This window comes from Methylobacterium sp. E-016, from assembly GCF_022829745.1.
GTDB lineage: Bacteria > Pseudomonadota > Alphaproteobacteria > Rhizobiales > Beijerinckiaceae > Methylobacterium.
Genome location: NZ_JAKSYF010000130.1, coordinates 93,902 through 111,290 on the forward strand (window position 1 = coordinate 93,902; position 17,389 = coordinate 111,290).

At 69.0% G+C, this 17,389-nt stretch carries 20 protein-coding genes and 1 pseudogene; 11 read left to right on the forward strand and 10 right to left on the reverse strand.

Features of this window, described 5'->3' with window-relative positions:
* Window positions 1-77: 77 nt before the first annotated feature.
* Entirely contained in the window at window positions 78-713 is a 636-nt protein-coding gene (locus MKK68_RS18360; RefSeq protein WP_409565425.1) for a 2,3-bisphosphoglycerate-dependent phosphoglycerate mutase, read from the forward strand.
* On the opposite strand, the gene MKK68_RS18365 is transcribed toward MKK68_RS18360, so the two are convergent.
* From MKK68_RS18365 to MKK68_RS18375, 3 genes are read right to left on the reverse strand one after another with little or no spacing between them, the layout of a single operon-like run.
* Window positions 703-1,506, reverse strand: coding sequence for a phosphatase PAP2 family protein (locus tag MKK68_RS18365; RefSeq protein WP_147840829.1), 804 nt, complete (start codon window positions 1,504-1,506; stop codon window positions 703-705). The two genes, MKK68_RS18360 and MKK68_RS18365, sit on opposite strands and share 11 nt — an antisense overlap.
* Window positions 1,503-1,715 (reverse strand): hypothetical protein, encoded by a 213-nt coding sequence (locus tag MKK68_RS18370; protein WP_147762555.1) that lies wholly within the window; start codon window positions 1,713-1,715, stop codon window positions 1,503-1,505. Before MKK68_RS18370 ends, MKK68_RS18365 begins: the two co-directional genes overlap by 4 nt.
* Before the next feature lie 8 nt (window positions 1,716-1,723).
* Window positions 1,724-2,488, reverse strand: a complete 765-nt coding sequence (locus MKK68_RS18375; protein WP_147840830.1) for a COG4280 domain-containing protein — start codon at window positions 2,486-2,488, stop codon at window positions 1,724-1,726.
* A gap of 148 nt (window positions 2,489-2,636) precedes the next feature.
* On the opposite strand from MKK68_RS18375, the gene MKK68_RS18380 reads away from it, so the two are divergent.
* Together MKK68_RS18380 and MKK68_RS18385 are read left to right on the forward strand one after the other, a co-directional pair.
* Window positions 2,637-3,485, forward strand: coding sequence for a MurR/RpiR family transcriptional regulator (locus MKK68_RS18380; protein WP_187275329.1), 849 nt, complete (start codon window positions 2,637-2,639; stop codon window positions 3,483-3,485).
* A 49-nt stretch (window positions 3,486-3,534) separates the two neighbouring features.
* Window positions 3,535-4,302 carry a hypothetical protein gene (locus MKK68_RS18385; protein ID WP_147840832.1) on the forward strand — a complete coding sequence of 256 codons (768 nt, stop codon included), beginning with the start codon at window positions 3,535-3,537 and terminating at the stop codon, window positions 4,300-4,302.
* 416 nt (window positions 4,303-4,718) lie between these two features.
* Here the strand turns inward: MKK68_RS18385 and MKK68_RS18390 are convergent.
* Window positions 4,719-5,297: pseudogene (locus MKK68_RS18390) on the reverse strand (STAS domain-containing protein); the annotation flags it as partial.
* 206 nt (window positions 5,298-5,503) lie between these two features.
* On the opposite strand from MKK68_RS18390, the gene MKK68_RS18395 reads away from it, so the two are divergent.
* The 6 genes from MKK68_RS18395 (at window position 5,504) to MKK68_RS18420 (ending at window position 11,943) form a co-directional block, all read left to right on the forward strand.
* Entirely contained in the window at window positions 5,504-6,601 is a 1,098-nt protein-coding gene (locus MKK68_RS18395; protein ID WP_147840833.1) for a YeiH family protein, read from the forward strand.
* A 44-nt stretch (window positions 6,602-6,645) separates the two neighbouring features.
* Window positions 6,646-7,842, forward strand: coding sequence for an adenylate/guanylate cyclase domain-containing protein (locus tag MKK68_RS18400; RefSeq protein WP_243924978.1), 1,197 nt, complete (start codon window positions 6,646-6,648; stop codon window positions 7,840-7,842).
* A 194-nt stretch (window positions 7,843-8,036) separates the two neighbouring features.
* Complete coding sequence (locus MKK68_RS18405; RefSeq protein ID WP_147840835.1) at window positions 8,037-9,260, forward strand: molybdopterin-dependent oxidoreductase; 1,224 nt, start codon at window positions 8,037-8,039, stop codon at window positions 9,258-9,260.
* An 11-nt stretch (window positions 9,261-9,271) separates the two neighbouring features.
* Entirely contained in the window at window positions 9,272-9,610 is a 339-nt protein-coding gene (locus MKK68_RS18410) for a c-type cytochrome (RefSeq protein ID WP_147762548.1), read from the forward strand.
* 184 nt (window positions 9,611-9,794) lie between these two features.
* Window positions 9,795-10,778 carry a beta-propeller fold lactonase family protein gene (locus MKK68_RS18415; protein WP_147840836.1) on the forward strand — a complete coding sequence of 328 codons (984 nt, stop codon included), beginning with the start codon at window positions 9,795-9,797 and terminating at the stop codon, window positions 10,776-10,778.
* A 79-nt stretch (window positions 10,779-10,857) separates the two neighbouring features.
* Complete coding sequence (locus MKK68_RS18420) at window positions 10,858-11,943, forward strand: sulfite oxidase (protein WP_147840837.1); 1,086 nt, start codon at window positions 10,858-10,860, stop codon at window positions 11,941-11,943.
* A gap of 3 nt (window positions 11,944-11,946) precedes the next feature.
* Here MKK68_RS18420 and MKK68_RS18425 read toward each other — a convergent pair whose 3' ends face one another.
* From MKK68_RS18425 to MKK68_RS18445, 5 genes are read right to left on the reverse strand one after another with little or no spacing between them, the layout of a single operon-like run.
* Window positions 11,947-12,318, reverse strand: a complete 372-nt coding sequence (locus MKK68_RS18425) for a YidH family protein (protein ID WP_056203338.1) — start codon at window positions 12,316-12,318, stop codon at window positions 11,947-11,949.
* Entirely contained in the window at window positions 12,315-13,205 is an 891-nt protein-coding gene (locus MKK68_RS18430; protein WP_244032136.1) for a LysR substrate-binding domain-containing protein, read from the reverse strand. Before MKK68_RS18430 ends, MKK68_RS18425 begins: the two co-directional genes overlap by 4 nt.
* The gene (locus MKK68_RS18435; RefSeq protein ID WP_147840839.1) at window positions 13,202-14,011 is read right to left on the reverse strand and encodes an anti-sigma factor family protein; all 810 of its coding nucleotides are present in this window, start codon (window positions 14,009-14,011) and stop codon (window positions 13,202-13,204) included. Before MKK68_RS18435 ends, MKK68_RS18430 begins: the two co-directional genes overlap by 4 nt.
* Window positions 14,008-14,517: an RNA polymerase sigma factor gene (locus MKK68_RS18440; protein WP_243924979.1), complete on the reverse strand. Its 510-nt coding sequence runs from the start codon at window positions 14,515-14,517 to the stop codon at window positions 14,008-14,010. The genes MKK68_RS18435 and MKK68_RS18440 overlap by 4 nt, the downstream gene beginning before the upstream one ends.
* A 43-nt stretch (window positions 14,518-14,560) precedes the next feature.
* On the reverse strand, window positions 14,561-14,944 hold the full coding sequence (locus MKK68_RS18445) for a hypothetical protein (RefSeq protein WP_147840841.1): 384 nt from the start codon (window positions 14,942-14,944) through the stop codon (window positions 14,561-14,563).
* 181 nt (window positions 14,945-15,125) lie between these two features.
* On the opposite strand from MKK68_RS18445, the gene MKK68_RS18450 reads away from it, so the two are divergent.
* Together MKK68_RS18450 and MKK68_RS18455 are read left to right on the forward strand one after the other, a co-directional pair.
* Window positions 15,126-15,581, forward strand: a complete 456-nt coding sequence (locus MKK68_RS18450) for a DUF305 domain-containing protein (RefSeq protein WP_147840842.1) — start codon at window positions 15,126-15,128, stop codon at window positions 15,579-15,581.
* A complete protein-coding gene (locus tag MKK68_RS18455) occupies window positions 15,578-17,014 on the forward strand; it encodes a YncE family protein (protein WP_147840843.1) in 1,437 nt (478 codons plus the stop codon). Before MKK68_RS18450 ends, MKK68_RS18455 begins: the two co-directional genes overlap by 4 nt.
* Window positions 17,015-17,239: 225 nt before the next feature.
* Here the strand turns inward: MKK68_RS18455 and MKK68_RS18460 are convergent.
* Window positions 17,240-17,389, reverse strand: a 150-nt coding sequence (locus MKK68_RS18460; RefSeq protein ID WP_244032140.1) for a transposase, incomplete at its 5' end; no start/stop codon positions are given.

Below are 17,389 nucleotides of genomic sequence, written 5' to 3' on the forward strand. Positions count from 1 at the left end.
GGAGCCTAGGGTGCCGGCGCGGGTCCTCCGCGCCGGCATTTCCCTGTCCGCACCACCCTTCGCCCGGAGCCCGCGTGATCGCCTCCCCAGTACCCCCGCCGGGGCGATGTCTCGTCCTCGTCCGCCATGGCCAGAGCCAAGCCAACGCCGACGGCCTTTTCACGGGACTGCTCGACTCACCCCTCACCGAGCGGGGCCGACAGGAAGCCTGCTCGGCCGGGCTGCGGCTCAAGGACGAAGGATTTCGCTTCGCCTCAGCCTTCACGTCGACCCTCGCGCGGGCCATCGCGACCTCCCGGCTGGCGCTCGATGCCCTGGGGCAGGCCGATCTGGTGCCCCTCCGGGATGCCGCCCTGGACGAGCGCGACTACGGCGACCTCAGCGGCCTTGGCAAGCAGGGCGCCTACGAACGTTTCGGGGCGGAGCGGATCGAGGGCTGGCGGCGCTCCTACAAGGGTCAGCCGCCGAACGGCGAGAGCCTCCGGGACACCGTCGCCCGGGTCGTGCCCTTCCACCTAAGGCATATCCAGCCGGCGGCGATGCGCGGTCCAACGCTGGTCGTCGCCCACGGCAACTCGTTGCGGGCCTTGGTGATGGTGCTCGAAGGACTGGGCCCAAGGGAAATCGAATCCGTCGAGATCGCGACCGGATCGATCCGGGTCTACGAGTTCGGTCCGGATACCACCATCGCATCCCGCCGCATCATCGACTGAGCTCCGGCTCCGTGCCCGTTCCGGATCGAGCCGGTGCGGCCTCGGCTACTTCCCGCTCGATCTCGCCGCGGGATTGAAGCCAGAGGGCGAGGATCCAGCAGGACACCGCCCAGGCCGCGCCCACGCACCATCCGGCGAGGACATCGCTCGGGTAGTGCACGCCGAGGTAGATCCGGCTCAGCCCAACCGCCACCGTCAGGAACACGCTCAGGCCCATGAAGTACGACTTCATACGGCGGTCGGCGCTCCCTCGGGTCAGGAGGACGCCGAGTGTCAGGAAGGTGACGGTTGCAAGCGTTGCGTGACCGCTCGGGAAGCCCGGCGTGAAGACCCGCACCGCGTTCGGGAAGTCCGGCCTGGGCCGGTCGATGCCGTACTTGAGCAAGGTGCTTGCGATTGCGCCGCCGAGGACCGCGGCCACCATCACCATCGCGAGGCCGCGCTTGCGGACCAGCATGAGGTAACCAACGGTCGCGGCCGAAAGGAAGCCGAGGAAGACGAAGCTTCCCAGCGCGGTGACGTCCCGTCCCGTCTCCTGCACCCAGGCCGGTCCTATGGGGATGGCGAGATCCTTGCCCGTTCGAAGCGCGGTGAGCACCGCCAGGTCGAACCGTGCTGTTCCGCCCTCGATCACCTCGTCGGCGAGAAGCCCGAAGCCGAGGAGCAGTGCCACGACGAGGAAGGCGCCCGCCGCCAGCCCGAAGTCGCGCTGCCCCATGCGTGCTAGGAGCGATGGGGTGATCTCGGCGGCCTTGATCTCATCGGTCGCGACCGGCAGCGAGGGCCGGGTCATCGCGGCGCCCCGGAACGCCTGAGGACGCTTTCCACCAGGATCAGGCCTAGCCCTCCGAACAGGAAGATCGCGGCCGATGTCGTGCCGGCCTGTCCGTAGGCGCGCACCAGCCAAGCCGCCCCGACCCAGGCGACGATGGAGGCGGCGAAGCCGACATCGTCCACGACCAATCCCAGGAGTTCGCGAAGGACGGTTCCGAGCCAGTGCATGCGGATGCCTAGAGGTTGGGAAGGGGACGAAGGGCGGCGGCACGTCGACGGCACGTCGGCACGGCCAGAACCGAGAGGCCGAGGAAGCCCGCGGTCAGCGCCGCGACCGCCCAGTCGCCGCCGGGCCAGTCGAGGCCGATGCCCTCGCCGACCCAGAACGCGCCGAAGGCCGACAGGAGGACGCCGACCGTGAACTTGAGCGTGTTCTCCGGCACCATCGACAGGGGGCGGTGAAGCGCGACGCCGAGCGCCACCACGACGATCAGGGCGCCGAGCGCCCCGAGGCTGGCGGGGACCAGGAGTCCCGCCCCGCCCGCACCGACGGCGACGACGATGAAGACGACTTCCAGGCCTTCGAGCATGGTGATCTTGAAGGCGGTGGTCACGGCCACCGCATCCCATCGAAGGCGGCCGCCGCCTCCGGTGCCCAGCGCGGCCGCCTGCTTGCCGTAAGCCTCGTCCTCGTCGTGCAGGGCGATGACCCCGGCGGAGCGGAGGATGGCCTTGCTCAGCCAACGCATGCCGAACAGCAGCAGCAGGCCGCCGACGACGAGTTGTACGTCCCGCAGGGGGATGCGGGTCAGCAGTGGGCCGAAGAGCAGCACGATGGCAAGGAGGACGGCGAGGGCGCCCGCGGCGCCCGCGAGGGCGTTCCGCCAACCCCGGGTCGCGCCGACGGCGAGCACGATGGTGAGGGCCTCGACGAACTCGACGATGGAGGCGAGAAACGCCGCAAGTGCCGTGGGCCATGCATGCACCCAGTCGATGGCCATTCCGATCCTCCCTGCCACTCGACCGCTTGGCCGGACGCGGTTTCCGTCGGGAGGAAATGTCGCTCTTGCTACCGATGTCAACATCATTGTAGAAAATGCTACATCATGGTTCCAAACGGGGCACCACCGACTGGCGGAGTCGAAGCCGATGGCGGACGAGTTCGGCGACACGGTCCGGCGGCTGATGCCATCCCTGTCCCCCGCCGTTGCCCGGGTTGCGGGTTACCTGGATCAGAACCGGGCGACGGTTCTCGCAAGTTCGGCCCAGCAGATCGCCACGCATCTCGCGACATCGGACGCGACCGTGATCCGCGCCGTCCAGGCGCTGGGGTTCGATGGCCTGCCCGATCTCAAGCAGGCGCTCGCCGCCGGACTCGACGGCCGACGGACGCCGGCGACCGACATGCGTCGAACGCTGGCGGAAGTCGGCGCCACCACCGGCGATGCCATCGATGCCGTGCTGGAAGCGCACCGGGAGGGGATGGAAGCGCTCCGGACCGAGGACGGACGCGCGGGTATCCTCGCGGCGGTCACCGCCCTGCATCCAGCGACCCGGATCGGCGTCTTCGGGATCGGCCCCTCCGCGCATCTTGCCCGGTACGTGGCCTTCCAACTTACGCGCTCGGGACGGCAGAGCCTGCTTCTCGATGCGACGGGATGGTCGCTGGCCGACCAGTTGCTGGGCCTGCATGCCGACGACGCGGTCGTACTCCTGGCCTACGGCAAGCCCTACCGCGAGGTGCAGGCCGTGATGGGCGAGGCGCACCGTCTGGGCCTGCCCGTGGTCCTCGTGACCGACACGGAGACCAGCACCATCGCCCGCAAGGCCACGGTCGTGCTGTTGGCCCGTCGCGGCCGCGCGAACCAGGTCGCCCTTCACGCCACCACGCTCGTCGCCCTGGAGGCCGTCATCCTCGGCCTGGCCGCGGCCGACCGCGACACCGCCCTTCGGCAACTCGCCAACCTCGACCGGCTGAGGAAGCTGATCGGGTCCTGAGCGGCAGCCGTGACGCCGCCGACCCATCGACCTGACGGAGGACCCATCCATGGCCGACGACCGAACCGGTATCGAAGTGAGCAAGGTCCCGGAGATCACGCTGGCCTTCTGGGGGATCAAGATCGTTGCCACGACCCTGGGCGAGGTCGGCGGCAACGCCGTCACCCTGACGTTGGGTCTGGGCTACCTCGTCGGCACCCTGATCTTCGCGACCCTCCTGGCTGTCGCCGTGGCGGCCCAGATCAACGCCAAGCGGTTTCACCCGTCCCTGTACTGGGCCGTCATCACTGCGACGACCTTGGCGGGAACGACGATGGCCGATCTCTTCGACCGGTCGCTGGGCATCGGCTACCTTGGCGGGTCGCTATCCCTCCTCGCGCTCGTGCTGGGCTCGCTCGGCCTCTGGTACAGGTCGGAGGGGACGGTCGCGGTCGAGACCGTCGCGACCCCGAAGGTGGAATGTTTCTACTGGCTGACCATCATGTTCTCGCAGACGCTCGGCACCGCGTTGGGCGACTGGATGGCCGACGACACCCCACTCGGCTACAACGGAAGCGCCCTGCTGATCGCCGGCGCCCTGGCCGTCACGGCCGGTCTCTACTTCTTCACGAAAACCTCCCGCACGGCGCTGTTCTGGGCCGCCTTCATCCTGACGCGTCCGCTCGGTGCGACGGTCGCGAACTCGCTCGACAAGCCCTCTGCCCAGGGTGGCCTGGGGATCAGCGACCTGACCATCTCGGTGGTGCTCGCGGCGTTGATGGTCGTATGCGTTCTGGTCGTTCCCCAGAGGGCCGGCCACCATCCGGCGTCGGCTTAGCCTCGACGTTCCGAGGAAGGCCGAGGCGGGAATTTCGCGGGTCGTCGATTTCTGTGCCTCCACCCTTGAGGCAGATCGAGGACCGGCGTCGCTCCCATGTGGGCCTTCCCCCTGATCGCGAAAGCGTCGGGGATACGGTCGCGCGGATCGTCCCGTCCCACCTGACACTCGTCCAACGGAGCGCGATGCGGGGCGCGGCCGCGGTCCCCGGCCAGGGCAAAGCGTTGCGGGCGTCGGCGATGGTGCCGAAAGGCCTTTGGCCGAGAGAGGTCGAGGGTCATCGAGGTCGCACCTCCCGACAAACGCCGCAAACCTGCCGACCCGACTTTCAGACCGCGCACCCGAGGGACCTGTCGCACCGGCGGATGAAGACGGCAGCCCGCATCCGTCCGCCCTTGCGAAGGATGACGCCACGGTCAGTGGCCGCCCACGGCGAAGGTCGCCCCCGGCTTGTCGTGGGTGCCGACGCGCTCGACCATCGTGGCCGTCGCCTCGTTCATGCCGACGACGTCGACCGCGATGCCGTGATGACGGAACTTCAGCACGACCCGGTCGAGGGCGTTGATGGCCGAGATGTCCCAGAAGTGCGCCGCCTGCAGGTCAGTCACGACCGCCCGCAGGGCCTCCTCGCGAAAACCGAAGGCGGCGTGGAAGGCTTCGGCCGTCGCGAAGAAGATCTGCCCGGTGACCTGGTAGGTCCGCACGTCGCCCTTACCGTGGGACGACCGGACGGCGAAGAACCTCGTAACCTTGTGGGCGAAGAACAGACCGCTGAGGACCACGCCGAAAAGGACGCCCTTGGCGAGGTCGTGGGTGGCGACCACCACCGCCACGGTGCCGAGCATCACGAAGCTCGACGCCTTCGGGTGGGTCACCAGGGTCCCGTGCGACTTCCACTGGAAGGTGTTGATGGCCACCATGATCATCACCGCAACGAGGGCGGCCATCGGGATCCGGGCCACGTAGGGACCAAGCACGACGATCAGGAACAGCAGTCAGGATCTATGAGCTTGCTGCGGACACGACGATCACGGCCCGCTGGATCGACGGGTGAATCCGCCTGTCGGCCCCTCACAATGCGTCTCCGCAAACTCTGAAGGGGTCCGCATTTCATCTATTTCAGTGATGAAAAGCATCTAATCATTCCGTTGGAGTGAATGAACGGGACCTGGGATCCTCCGGCATCACATCGGAGCCATCCATGTCCGCGCCCAGACTTTTCTCCCACTCTCGTCCGACGCGTGCCTTGGCCGGCACGAGAGCCATCCTTCCGGGACTGGGCCTCTGCGTGGCGGTCACCGCCGCAGCGATCGGCTTCGAAGCCGCCGAGGCGCACCTGTTCGGTCGTGCCTGGCTCGAAGCCCTGGTGCTCGCGATCCTGCTCGGCAGCGCGATCCGCACCATTTGGACCCCGTCGCAGCGTTTCTTTCCCGGCATCGCCTTCGGGGCCAAGACCGTGCTGGAGATCGCGGTCGTACTGCTCGGCGCGTCGCTCAGCCTCGCGACGATCCTCGCCGCCGGACCGGGCCTGCTCTTCGGCATCGCGGGCGTCGTCGTCGTGGCGATCCTGTCGAGTTACGGCATCGGCCGAGCGCTCGGGCTGCATCCGCGCATGGCGATCCTCGTGGCCTGCGGGAACTCGATCTGCGGCAACTCGGCGATCGCGGCCACGGCCCCGGTGATCGGCGCCGACGGCGAGGACGTCGCCGCCTCCATCGCCTTCACCGCGGTGCTGGGCGTGCTGGTGGTGCTCGGCCTGCCGCTGCTGGTGCCGCTGCTCGGTCTGTCGCCGATGCAGTACGGCGTGCTCGCCGGCCTCACCGTCTACGCTGTTCCGCAGGTCCTCGCCGCCACCGCGCCGGTCGCGGCGCTCAGCGTCCAGGTCGGAACCCTGGTGAAGCTCGTCCGGGTGCTGATGCTAGGCCCGGTCGTCCTGGTGCTCTCCCTCGGCGCGAGCCGGCTGCGCGAGGAGACCGACGAGGCTGCCCCCGGCGTCACCGCCGGCGACCGCCCGGCCCGCGGCGGCCTCGCGATCCACCGCCTGGTGCCGTGGTTCATCCTCGCCTTCCTGGCGCTCGCGGGCCTTCGCTCGGCCGGGCTGGTCCCGCAGGTTGCGCTCGCGCCGATGTCGGAGACCGCCAACGTGCTGACCGTGGTCTCGATGGCGGCGCTCGGCCTCGGGGTCGACGTGCGCAGCGTCGCCAAGGCCGGGGCGCGGGTGACCCTCGCGGTGGTCGCCTCGCTCCTTGCGCTAGGCGCCGTCAGCCTCGGCCTGATCCACGTGCTCGGCCTCGTCTGATCCGCGCTATGGCATCGATCCGAATTCTTGATGAAAGAACTGCCGTGACACGTTCGTCCCAATCTTCGTCCGAGGCGGTCGCGCAGGCGACGGGATGGTTGATGGGGCCGGGTCGCGAAGCGGCGGACGCGGCAGCCCTTCTCGACGGGTTCAGCGCGTGCCTCTCGGGGCTCGGCCTGCCACTGGCCCGCGCCACCACCCACGCGCCGACCCTGCATCCGTCGTTCCGGTGGGTGATGCGCGTCTGGCATCCCGGAGCGTCGAGCCTAGCCCTGCGTCGCCGCCACGGCATCGAGGGTACGCCGACTTTTCACGGCAACACCGTCGAGCACGTGGTCGAGACCCGTACCCCATTCCGATGCCGTCTCGACGGGGATGGGCCGCTGCCGTTTCCCGTGCTGGGCGAGCTTCGCGACGAGGGTCTGACCGACTACCTCATCGTGCCGCTGCGCGCCGCGCGTGGACGCATGGGCGCCGCCTCCTGGGCCACGGCGAGACCGGGCGGCTTCACGCCGATCGAGATCGACACGTTGCTGGCGCTGGTCGGGTCTTTCTCGCTGCTGTTCGAGATCAAGGCGCTCGACGACATGCTCGGCGCGGTGCTGAGCGCCTATGTCGGGCGCGACCCGGCGCGGCAGATTCTGGCCGGCACGGTGCGGCGTGGCGACGTGCGCCTGATGCGGGCCGCGATGATGCTGACTGACTTGCGCGGGTTCGGTGAACTGTCCGACCGGCAGAGCCCAGACTGTGTCGTGGCCGCCCTCAACCGGATGTTCGATGCCATCGTGCCGGCCATCGAGGCGGAAGGCGGCGAGGTGCTGAAGTATATCGGCGACGGGCTACTGGCCGTGTTCGATGCCGATCGCAACGAGGCCGCGGCGCGCCGTGCCGCGTTGCATGCCGCCGAGGCCGCACTCGCTGCGCTTGCGACCCTGCGCGACGGTGACACAGCTGCCTTCGAGGTCGGCGTCGCACTTCATGTCGGGGAGATCGCCTACGGCAATATCGGCGGCGGCGACCGGGTCGATTTCACGGCGATCGGCCGCGATCTCAACGTGCTCGCTCGCGTCGAGCGCCTGTGCAAGACCTACGACACGCCGCTGATCGCCACCGACACCTTCATCGACGGGTTGGCACATGCCCTCGAACCTCTCGGCACCGTCGCCCTTCGCGGTTTTTCAGAGCGTCACGCCCTGTTCGGGCATCGCAGGACCGCGCCCGTCGGCGCGCCGGCGGCGTGACGCCGAGACGGCGTCCTTGATCGTCCCATCGTAGATCGAAACTTCTCAAATCATCGCGTTTGGAGATCATTCACATCGCGAAAGACCGTTGGAAGGAATAAATCGTATCCCGTAGCATCTCCATGGTCGCGAGGAATCGCGACGGGTCCGATGCCCTCGAACGCATCGACGCCGACATTCTTAGGGGAGAGACCATGCACGGACTGGACAGACCGACGAACCGCCGCCTCGTCCTGGGTGGCCTAGGGCTCGGCAGCCTCGGCGCCGCCATGCCGGCCTGGGCGGCGGGCTCGGTGAAGCTTCCGCTGCCGGGCGGCCCGGATGAGCGGGCGTTGACCACGGCCTTTCCGGACAAGGGCGAGATGATCCTGCAGCGCACTCATCCGCCGCTGCTGGAGACGCCGTTCTCGGTATTCGACGAGGGCGTGTTCACACCCAACGACCGCTTCTACGTCCGTTGGCACTGGGCCTCGATCCCGACCGAAGTCGACGCCGGCACCTTCCGTCTTAAGGTCCACGGCCACGTCGATAAGGAACTCTCGCTCTCCCTCGACGCCATCGCCGGCCTGCCCCGCTTCGAGATCGCCGCGGTGAACCAGTGCTCGGGCAATTCACGCGGGCTGTTCGAGCCGCGTGTGCCCGGCGCGCAATGGGCCAACGGCTCGATGGGCAACGCCCGCTGGACCGGGGTGCGCCTCAAGGACGTGCTCGAACGCGCTGGCGTGAAGTCTGGTGCCTTGCAGGTGCGCTTCAGCGGCCTCGACGAGCCCGTGGTCGACGACGCGCCGGACTTCAAGAAGTCCCTCGATCTCGACCACGCCAACAATGGTGAGGTGATGATCGCCTACGCGATGAACGGCGAGCAACTTCCGCTGCTCAACGGTTTCCCGCTCCGCCTCGTGGTGCCGGGCTGGTACTCGACCTATTGGGTCAAGATGCTGTCCGACATCGAGGTGCTGGACAAGCCCGACGACCAATATTGGATGAAGACCGCCTACCGCATCCCGGACGTGCCGGGCGCCAACATTAAGCCCGGCCAGACCGGCTTCAAGACGGTCCCGATCAACAGGATGGTGCCGCGCTCCTTCGTCACCAACCTGACCGATGGCGCCAAGGTGGCGGCCGGAACGCCGGTGGCCCTTCGCGGCATCGCCTTCGGCGGCGATTGCGGGGTGAAGACGGTCGACTTCTCCGGAGATGGCGGAGCGACGTGGTTCCCGGCGCAGCTCGGCGCGGACGAGGGCCCCTACAGCTTCCGCCGCTTCGAGGGCAGCCTACCGGCGCTGGCCTCCGGCACCCACACGATCAGGGTCCGCTGCACCAACACCAACGGCGTCGCGCAGCCCATGGACCGGGTCTGGAACGGCGCCGGCTTCATGCAGAACGGCATCGAGGCCGTGTCCTTCCAGGCCGCTTGAGGAGAACAGCCATGAACCCAATCCGCCCTGCGGCCCTCATCGCCGCGCTCATACTGTCTCCCCTGGTGGCGCTCGCCGCCCCGGCTCCCGAGCCGATGCGCTTCACCTCGCAATCGATCGAATTCCCGACTTCCGACCGAATGTTCCCCGACGGACCGGGGGCCGAGGCGGTCAATAACAACTGCCTCGCCTGCCACTCGGCCGGGATGGTGCTGACCCAGCCCAAGCTCACGAAGGCGCAGTGGACCGAGACCGTGAACAAGATGGTCCACGTCTACAAGGCGCCCGTCGATCAGGCCGACGTGCAGACCATCGTCGACTACCTCACGGCGTTGAAGCCGACGCCCTGAACCCCCGAATCCCGAGGCCGCCGCGCTATTTCGCCGGCCTCGGGGAATAAACCGCGCCTTCTGGCGTCTCCTCAGGGCGATGCACGGCCGGCCCGGCCTTGCACCACGGATTTCCGATTTCGAACCAGCCCTCACGGCAGGCCCCGGCCGCCGAACGAGCGCGCATGCCCGAGAGACCCGCTTCATGACCCATATCCGCACCAGCCTCCGCACCCTCCTCACCGGAGCCGCCTTGCTCCTAGCCCAGGCCCAGCCCGGGTTCGCCGCCGGCTTCGACGGCGCGATCAAGAACAACGCCCTGGCGCTGAACGCCGCCGGGACCGTCGCCGCTGTTTCGAACAGCGAGGAGAGCGCCGTCGTCGTCTACGACGTCGCCAAGGGCACGGTGCTGCGCCGCCTCGACGGCTTCGTCACGCCGCGCAACATCGTGTTCGCGCCGGACGGCGCCCGCTTCTACGTCTCCGACAGCGGCACCGGCCGGATCACGGTCTACGAGACCGCCACCGGCAAGGAGGCCGGCGTTCTCGCCGCGGGCCCCGGCTCGTTCGGTACGGTGCTCTCGGCCGACGGAGGCAAGCTCTACGTCAACAACGAGGCCGCGAGCACGCTGACCGTGTTCGACACCAGGACCATGCTCGCCGAGGCCGTGATCCCCGGCTTCGCGCAGCCGCGCCAGGGCGTGAAGCTGTCGCCGGACGGCAAGACCGTGTTCGTGACGAACTTCCTCGGCGACAAGATCACGTTGGTCGATACCGCTACCAACAAGATCACCGGCGAGATCGCCGGGTTCGACAAGCTGCGCGCCATCTCGATCACCAAGGACGGTAAGACGCTGTTTGCCGCCAACAGCGGCCGCAATACCATCGGCGTGGTCGATGTCGCCGCCCGTAAGGTCACCTCCGAGGTGGCAGTGGGCAAGGACCCCTACGGCGCCGCGCTGACCCCGGACGGGCGCTTCGTCTATTCGGGCAATCTCAAGGACAACTCCTTGTCGGTGATCGACACCGGCACTCTCAAGGTCGTCGCAACGGTGACCGGCCTGAACGAGCCGCGCCAGGCGATCGCGTTCTCGACCGACAACGCCCGCGCCTACGTCCTCAACCGCGACCTCAGCGTCGCCGTGGTGGACCGGGCGAAGAACGCGGTCATCTCGACGATGAAGCCCTGAGGCGACGCGCGCCGGGGGCCTTATCGGTTCCCGGCGCGTTCTCGTCGTCGACACGTCACGAACGCAGGACAAAGACCCCATGCTCGGCCTGTTCCAGCGCAAGGACCGCCTCATCGTCCACGGCAAGGCGCCCTACAACGCCGAGCCGCCGCTCGATCGCCTGCGCGCGACCTTCATTACCGAGCAGGCCGACTTCTACGTCCGCAGCCACGGCGACATCCCGGACATCGACGCCGACAGCTACCGCCTGACCGTCGACGGGATGGTCGCGACGCCGCTCGACCTGTCCGTCGCCGACCTCAAGGCGCGGTTCGCACCCATCACCGTCACGGCAGTAATGCAATGCGCCGGCAACCGCCGGGCCGACATGCTGGCGGTGGCCCCGGTCGCCGGCGACCCGTGGGCGGCCGGCGCCATCGGCAACGCGGAATGGACCGGCGTGCGCCTCGCCGACGTGCTGCGCGCGGCCGGCCTCGACGCGGGGGGCGCACGTCACGTCGCCTTCGAGAGCCACGACCGGATCGCCCATACGGACACGCGCTTCGGCGCCTCGATCCCGCTCGCCAAGGCGCTCGCCCCCGAGACGCTGCTCGCCTTCGCGATGAACAGCGAGCCTCTCGCCCCCGAGCACGGCCATCCGTTGCGCGTGGTGGTGCCGGGCTTTGCCGGTATCCGCAGCCCGAAGTGGCTCGCCCGCATCACGGTGCAGGATCACCCCTCCGACAACCCGATGCAGGCCGACGACTACAAGCTGTTTCCGCCCGACGTGACCGCCGAGACCGCGGACCCCGCCCACGGCATCACCATCGAGGCGATGCCGCTCAACAGCGCGATCTGCGAGCCCGCCCGCGGCGCAGCGTTGAAGGCCGGCCGGCACGCGATCCGCGGCTACGCCATCGCCAGCGACCGAGCGGTCGCCCGCGTCGACGTCTCGACGGATGGCGGTCGCAGCTGGGCGCAGGCCCGGATCGACCGCGATGCGGACGCGCCCTACGCCTGGACGTTCTGGGAGATCGACTGCGAGCTGACGACCGGCGAGCACGAACTCGCGGTGCGGGCCTGGGACTCCGCCGGCCAGACCCAGCCTGCGGCGCCGGACGACACCTGGAACTACAAGGGCTACCTCAGCGCCGCCTGGCACCGGGTGCGGGTCACGGTGGCCTGACCGTCACGCCCAGAGCAGGGCAGTGGCCGCGAGGCCCGAGATCGCGATGAGTAGGGCCGCAACCCCGACGGTGAGGATGCGCGGCATCATCGGGATCTCGGCATGGGCGAGTCGCGCTCGGATCGCCCGGTCCCGCCATGCGGCGCCGGCGAACGAAGCAAGCGCGCAGGCGATCAGCGTGAGCGACAGCACCTTCAGTGGCCAGACCGCCAGCACCTCTCGCAGGAAGCGCTGCGCGGCCAGGCCGACGCCGAGGAAGGCGAGCCCGGTGCGAAGCCACGCCACGAAGGTGCGCTCGGCTGCCAGCACCGTGCGGTCCTCGGCGAGCCTGACCCGCGGGTCGTCGGGGGGAACGGGCTTCGCAGGTTCCCTCATCCGGCAGCCGCCTCCTGGATCAGGTCGAGCAGCGCGTCGGCTGCCCGACTGCGATAGCGCTCCTTGTGGCGCAGCACCCGGAAGGGCCGGCTCGGCAGGGCGAACGCCGCCCGCACCAGCGTTCCGGCCCGTAGCGCGGCGGCGACCACGGTCTCGGACAGGACGGCGGCCCCGCCCCCGGCCTCGACGGCGGCGCGCACCGCCTCGTTCGAGGGCAGTTCGAGCGTGACCCGGAGTTGGGCCGTGGAGAGGCCAGCCTCCATGAGCGCTGCCTCGAAGGCCGAGCGGGTTCCGGATCCCGCCTCGCGCAGCACCCAATCGGCCCCGGCGAGGTCCTCGGGTGCGAGCGCGGTCGCCCCCGCGAAGGGATGTGTTGGGGCAACCACGAGGACGAGTTGGTCCCGCGCGATGGTGGTGCTCGCAAGCGTCGGGTCGTCCAACGCTCCCTCGACGAAGCCGAGTTCGGCCTGCCCGGCGCGCACCGCGTCGGCGGCATCGGTGGTGTTGCCGACCGCCAGCCGGATGGCGATCTCAGGGTAGGTGCGGCGGAAGGCGACGAGGCGGCGCGGCAGCCAGTCGCTGGCGATGGTCTGGCTGGCGTAGAGCGCCAGCGTCCCGCGTCGCAGGCAGCTGAGGTCGGCGAGCACCAGTTCGGCGGCTTCCGCCCGGGCGAGCACCGCGCGAGCCTCGATGAGGAATACGCGCCCCGCCTCGGTGAGTTCGATCCCGCGGCCGACCCGGTGAAACAGCTTCGTCGCGTGCCGCCCCTCGATGTTGGCGATCGCCGTGCTGACCGCCGACTGGACGATGTTCAGCGCCTCGGCGGCTCGCGTCACGTGCTGCCGCTCGGCCACCGCCACGAAGATGCGAAGCTGGTCGAGGGTCACGGCTGCCGACGATCCGGCGCGAGGCCGCGGACGTGCGCATCGACCGCCTGCGCGACGGTGAGCAGCCGGGCCTCGTCGGTACGGCCGGTGACGACGTAGGACATGCCACCATCGACCCAGGAGAAGGCAGCGATGTCGCCCTCTCGGGCGAAGCGGAAGAGCGTTCGCCCATCGCCGTCTCCGACGCGGCTGTAAAGCGTCAGGCGGGTTCCGCGGTCGTCGTCGTACATTAGCATCGCTGCGGATTCAGCGCCGGCCGGCAGCAGCCGCCCGCCCATCAGGCGAAACCCTTGGGCCGCGAGATCGGGGGCCGCGACCGCGTGACCGAGGCGCTTCGAGAGCCACGTCACGAGGTGGGGCTTCTCGTCGGCGCGCACCTCCACCGGATGCACCACCTCGACCACGAAGGTGCGAAAGGCCGCGACCGCGTCCTGCGTCGCCGGTGACTCCGTCACCATCGCCGTTGCGGGTCCGCCGCGCAGGGCATGGCCGACCCAGCCGCCGGCACCGCCGAGCGCAAGGCAGAGCACGGCTGCAGCCGCCATGGGGAACCAGCCCCTGCCGACGAACCGACGTCGCGGGCGAATGTTGGCCACCCGGAGCCGCGCCGGGATCGCCTCCTCGGCGATCGGCGCGAGGCGGGCACGCAGGCGCTCGCGCAGAGCGCGATCCGCCGAGACCTCGGCCGCACGCGCGGGGTTTCCTTTGAGCCATGCCTCGACCAGCGCCTGCCGCTCCGGTTCGAGGCGGCCATCGATCAGGCCGTGCAGGTCGTCCTCGCCGACCGGGCGTGGATCCCCGCTCATTTCACCCTCCTCAAGAGGCCGGTTCGGCCTGTTTCCAGAAAACTTCGCATCCGCGTCCGCGCCCGGCTCAACCGCGACATCACGGTGCCGAGCGGTACGCCAAGCACCTGGGCCGCCTCGGCATAGGACAGATCCTCCACCGAGACGAGGAGCAGCACCGAGCGCTGTTCCTCGGGCAGGGCGTCGAGGCCGGCGAGCACGTCGCGGGCCCCCATCGCGGCCTCCGGGTCGATACCTGGGTCGGGCACCTGCTCCAGCGCTTCCGCGCCGCAATCGACGCCGCGCCGGCCCTGGCGCCGGACGGCGCCGAGGAACAGGTTGCGCTCGATCGTGAACAGCCACGCTCGGAGGTCGCCGTCGCGGCGGCGCCCGGACCAAGCGGACAAGGCCCGCTCCAGGGTGTCCTGGACGAGGTCGTCCGCCGCCTCGCGGTCTCGCAACAGCGCGACGGCGTAGCGCCGCAGGGCCGGGATTTGCGGTTCGATCAGGGCGGCGATCTCGTCCAACGATGCTTCCCGGTCAGAGGGGGCCGATCAAGGCATTCACCGATCAAGGCTTGGCGATGTGCCACGCGCCATTGAGGAAGCCGTCGCCGGTGATGTCGCCGGGCTTGGTGTCCTTGGCAAAGGTGTAGAGCGGCTTGCCCTTGTAGGCCCACTGCATCGTGCCGTCGTCCCGCGTCACCATCGTCCAGTCGCCGCTGGCGGCCGAGCCGGAGGCGGCCATCAGGGCCGGCCAGTTGGTGGCGCAGGGGCCGTTGCACATCGACTTGCCGCCCATGTCCTTGTCGAAGGTGTAGAGGGTCATGCTCTTGGCATCGACGAGCGCCGGCCCCTTGGCGGTCTCGGCCGTCATGGCAGGCGCGGCGGCCTGGGCGGCCAAGGCGGAGAAGGCGACAGCCGCGAAGGCGCCGCGGATCAGCAGAGTGCGCATGGGTGAGGTCTCCCGCGGTCGAGCATGACCGCATCGGGAGGGATGCCGAAGAGGCGCCTCTATTCCACGCGTCTTCTCGACGACAGATCACGAAGGCGTGAACGGGCTCTCAGCCACATCCGCGGAATAAAGCCGCGCCCCAGGCATCCTTCCCATCGACACCGGATCAAAAGGAAGCCGCATGCGCGGAGCACTGGGATTTGCCGTGACGGCGGCGCTGATGGCGAGCGGCCTCGTCGGCGGCCGGATGATGATGCGCCCGACCTTGGCCGCCACCGAGCCAGCGGCAGCTCCGTCTGCGTCCTTCGACGCGATGATGGCGCAGTCGATGGCGCAGATGCATGCCGACATGATGGTCCCGCCCTCGGGCGACCCCGACCGCGACTTCGCCGCGATGATGATCCCGCACCACGAAGGCGCGATCGCGATGGCGAAGGCGGAGCTGCTCCACGGCGAGGATCCGGTCCTGCGCCGCCTCGCGCAGGGGATCGTCGTCGAGCAGGGCCAGGAGATCGATGTGATGCGCCGCGCGCTCGCCGATCGCCTCGCGATGCCGGGTCGGGCCGCCGGCGCCCCTCCCGTTCACCACCATGGCGCGGCACCTGCCGCCGAGATGCCTTCGGAGCACCGCCGATGAAGACCGCCCTGACCGTTCTCGCCCTTGTGCTGCTCTCCGGCTCGGCCTTCGCCGGGCAGGCTCCAGGCCCCGCCTCGGCGCCCGACGTGCCCATCAGCAGCAAAGACCGGTTCTACACCTCCGATCAGTTCTCCAATACGGTCTCTGTGGTCGATCCCGCCGCCAACACCCTGCTCGGGGTGATCCGGCTCGGCGACCCGACGCCGACAAACCTGAGCCCGCTCTATCGCGGGCAGCTTCTGGTTCACGGCATGGGCTTCTCGCCGGACCACAGGACCCTGCTCGCGGTCTCGATCGGTTCGAACTCCGTGAGCTTCATCGACACGGCGACCAACGCGGTCCGCCACACCGCCTATGTCGGCCGCTCGCCGCACGAAGCCTTCTTCACGCCGGACGGCCGAGAGGTCTGGGTGAGCGTGCGCGGCGAGGACTATATCGCCGTGCTCGATGCCGCGACCGCCATGGAGACCCGCCGGATCACCGTACCGAACGGGCCGGGCATGACGATCTTCTCGCCGGACGGCACCTACGGTTACGTCTGCTCCAGCTTCAGCCCCGAGACCGTCGTCATCGACACCAAGACCCACGCCATCGTCGGCCGCGTGAAGCAGGAGAGTCCGTTCTGCCCCGACATCGCCGCCACGCCGGACGGCAAGCAGGTGTGGTTCACCCTCAAGGATGTCGGCCGGACCCAGGTGTTTTCGGCGCGTCCGCCATTCGCGCCGCTGAAGACGATCGAGACCGGGCCGATCACCAACCACGTCAACATCGTCTCGACCAAGGCCGGCCAGTTCGCCTACGTGACGATTGGCGGCCTGAACCAGGTCAAGGTGTTCCGCACCGACGATTTCTCCCAGCTCGCAACGATCCCGACCGGCGCCCTGCCGCACGGGCTCTGGCCCTCGGGCGACGGCAGCCGCGTCTATGTCGGTCTGGAGAACGCCGACAAGGCCGCGGTGATCGACACCGCGTCGAACACGGTGATCGCCGAGGTGCCGATCGGGCAGGGTCCGCAGGGCGTCGCCTACGTCCCGAACGCCGTACCGGAGGGCGACGGAATGCAAAACCTGCAGCCGCTGGGGGCCGCAGGCCAGACCAGTGCGCTGACGCTCGCGGGCAGCGACGGCAAGCCGGCGACGCAGGTCACCCTGTTCGACCAGGGCGTGCTGCAGACGCTGCAGGCCGCGATCACGGGACTGGCGCCGAAGATGCCGTTCGTGCTGGCGCTGTCCGCAGATCCGAAGGGCGCGACCGGCCTGGAGCCACTCGCCGCCTTCACCACCAACCCGGCCGGCGCGGCCATCGTCAACGCGATCGGCCCGATCCGGCAAGTCACCCGCAAGGACGCCGGCCCGAGCCGCCGTTACCTCGTGGTCGCGGCGGGCAAGCCCGGCAAACTCGGCGGCGTCGTGCAGGTGCAGATCACGGATTAATCGAGCGGTGTCGCCAGTCCGGAAGGCGAACATCTCAAACAATGCCTCCGTGACGCGAGCCCAGCCTCGATGTCTGCTTTCGAGAACAGCGTCAGCCCGCTTCTATGGCGTAGTTGGGTCGGATGCGGAATGTCCGCTTGCGGGCGGCCGGTTACCTTCCGCATTCCACCCCAAGCTGACCTCGCGAATGGGTACCAAGCGTCAGGTTTCGACCACTAGGGCGTGTCATCGCTTGAGCCAATCGAGGGCGGCGGCGAGGTAGAGGACGCCCATGAAGCTGACGGCGGTCTTCTCGTAGCGGGTGGCGATGGCGCGCCACTCTTTGAGCCTGGCCCAGAGGCGCTCGACCTGGTTACGGTTGTTGTAGATCCAATC

What these genes read in the sequence shown, in the direction of transcription:
- MKK68_RS18365 (WP_147840829.1), bottom strand. Translation starts at nt 1,506, where the DNA reads ATGACCCGGCCCTCGCTGCCGGTCGCGACCGATGAGATCAAGGCCGCC.
- MKK68_RS18370 (WP_147762555.1), bottom strand. Translation starts at nt 1,715, where the DNA reads ATGCACTGGCTCGGAACCGTCCTTCGCGAACTCCTGGGATTGGTCGTG.
- MKK68_RS18375 (WP_147840830.1), bottom strand. Translation starts at nt 2,488, where the DNA reads ATGGCCATCGACTGGGTGCATGCATGGCCCACGGCACTTGCGGCGTTT.
- MKK68_RS18380 (WP_187275329.1), top strand. Translation starts at nt 2,637, where the DNA reads ATGGCGGACGAGTTCGGCGACACGGTCCGGCGGCTGATGCCATCCCTG.
- MKK68_RS18385 (WP_147840832.1), top strand. Translation starts at nt 3,535, where the DNA reads ATGGCCGACGACCGAACCGGTATCGAAGTGAGCAAGGTCCCGGAGATC.
- MKK68_RS18395 (WP_147840833.1), top strand. Translation starts at nt 5,504, where the DNA reads ATGTCCGCGCCCAGACTTTTCTCCCACTCTCGTCCGACGCGTGCCTTG.
- MKK68_RS18405 (WP_147840835.1), top strand. Translation starts at nt 8,037, where the DNA reads ATGCACGGACTGGACAGACCGACGAACCGCCGCCTCGTCCTGGGTGGC.
- MKK68_RS18410 (WP_147762548.1), top strand. Translation starts at nt 9,272, where the DNA reads ATGAACCCAATCCGCCCTGCGGCCCTCATCGCCGCGCTCATACTGTCT.
- MKK68_RS18415 (WP_147840836.1), top strand. Translation starts at nt 9,795, where the DNA reads ATGACCCATATCCGCACCAGCCTCCGCACCCTCCTCACCGGAGCCGCC.
- MKK68_RS18420 (WP_147840837.1), top strand. Translation starts at nt 10,858, where the DNA reads ATGCTCGGCCTGTTCCAGCGCAAGGACCGCCTCATCGTCCACGGCAAG.
- MKK68_RS18425 (WP_056203338.1), bottom strand. Translation starts at nt 12,318, where the DNA reads ATGAGGGAACCTGCGAAGCCCGTTCCCCCCGACGACCCGCGGGTCAGG.
- MKK68_RS18435 (WP_147840839.1), bottom strand. Translation starts at nt 14,011, where the DNA reads ATGAGCGGGGATCCACGCCCGGTCGGCGAGGACGACCTGCACGGCCTG.
- MKK68_RS18445 (WP_147840841.1), bottom strand. Translation starts at nt 14,944, where the DNA reads ATGCGCACTCTGCTGATCCGCGGCGCCTTCGCGGCTGTCGCCTTCTCC.
- MKK68_RS18450 (WP_147840842.1), top strand. Translation starts at nt 15,126, where the DNA reads ATGCGCGGAGCACTGGGATTTGCCGTGACGGCGGCGCTGATGGCGAGC.
- MKK68_RS18455 (WP_147840843.1), top strand. Translation starts at nt 15,578, where the DNA reads ATGAAGACCGCCCTGACCGTTCTCGCCCTTGTGCTGCTCTCCGGCTCG.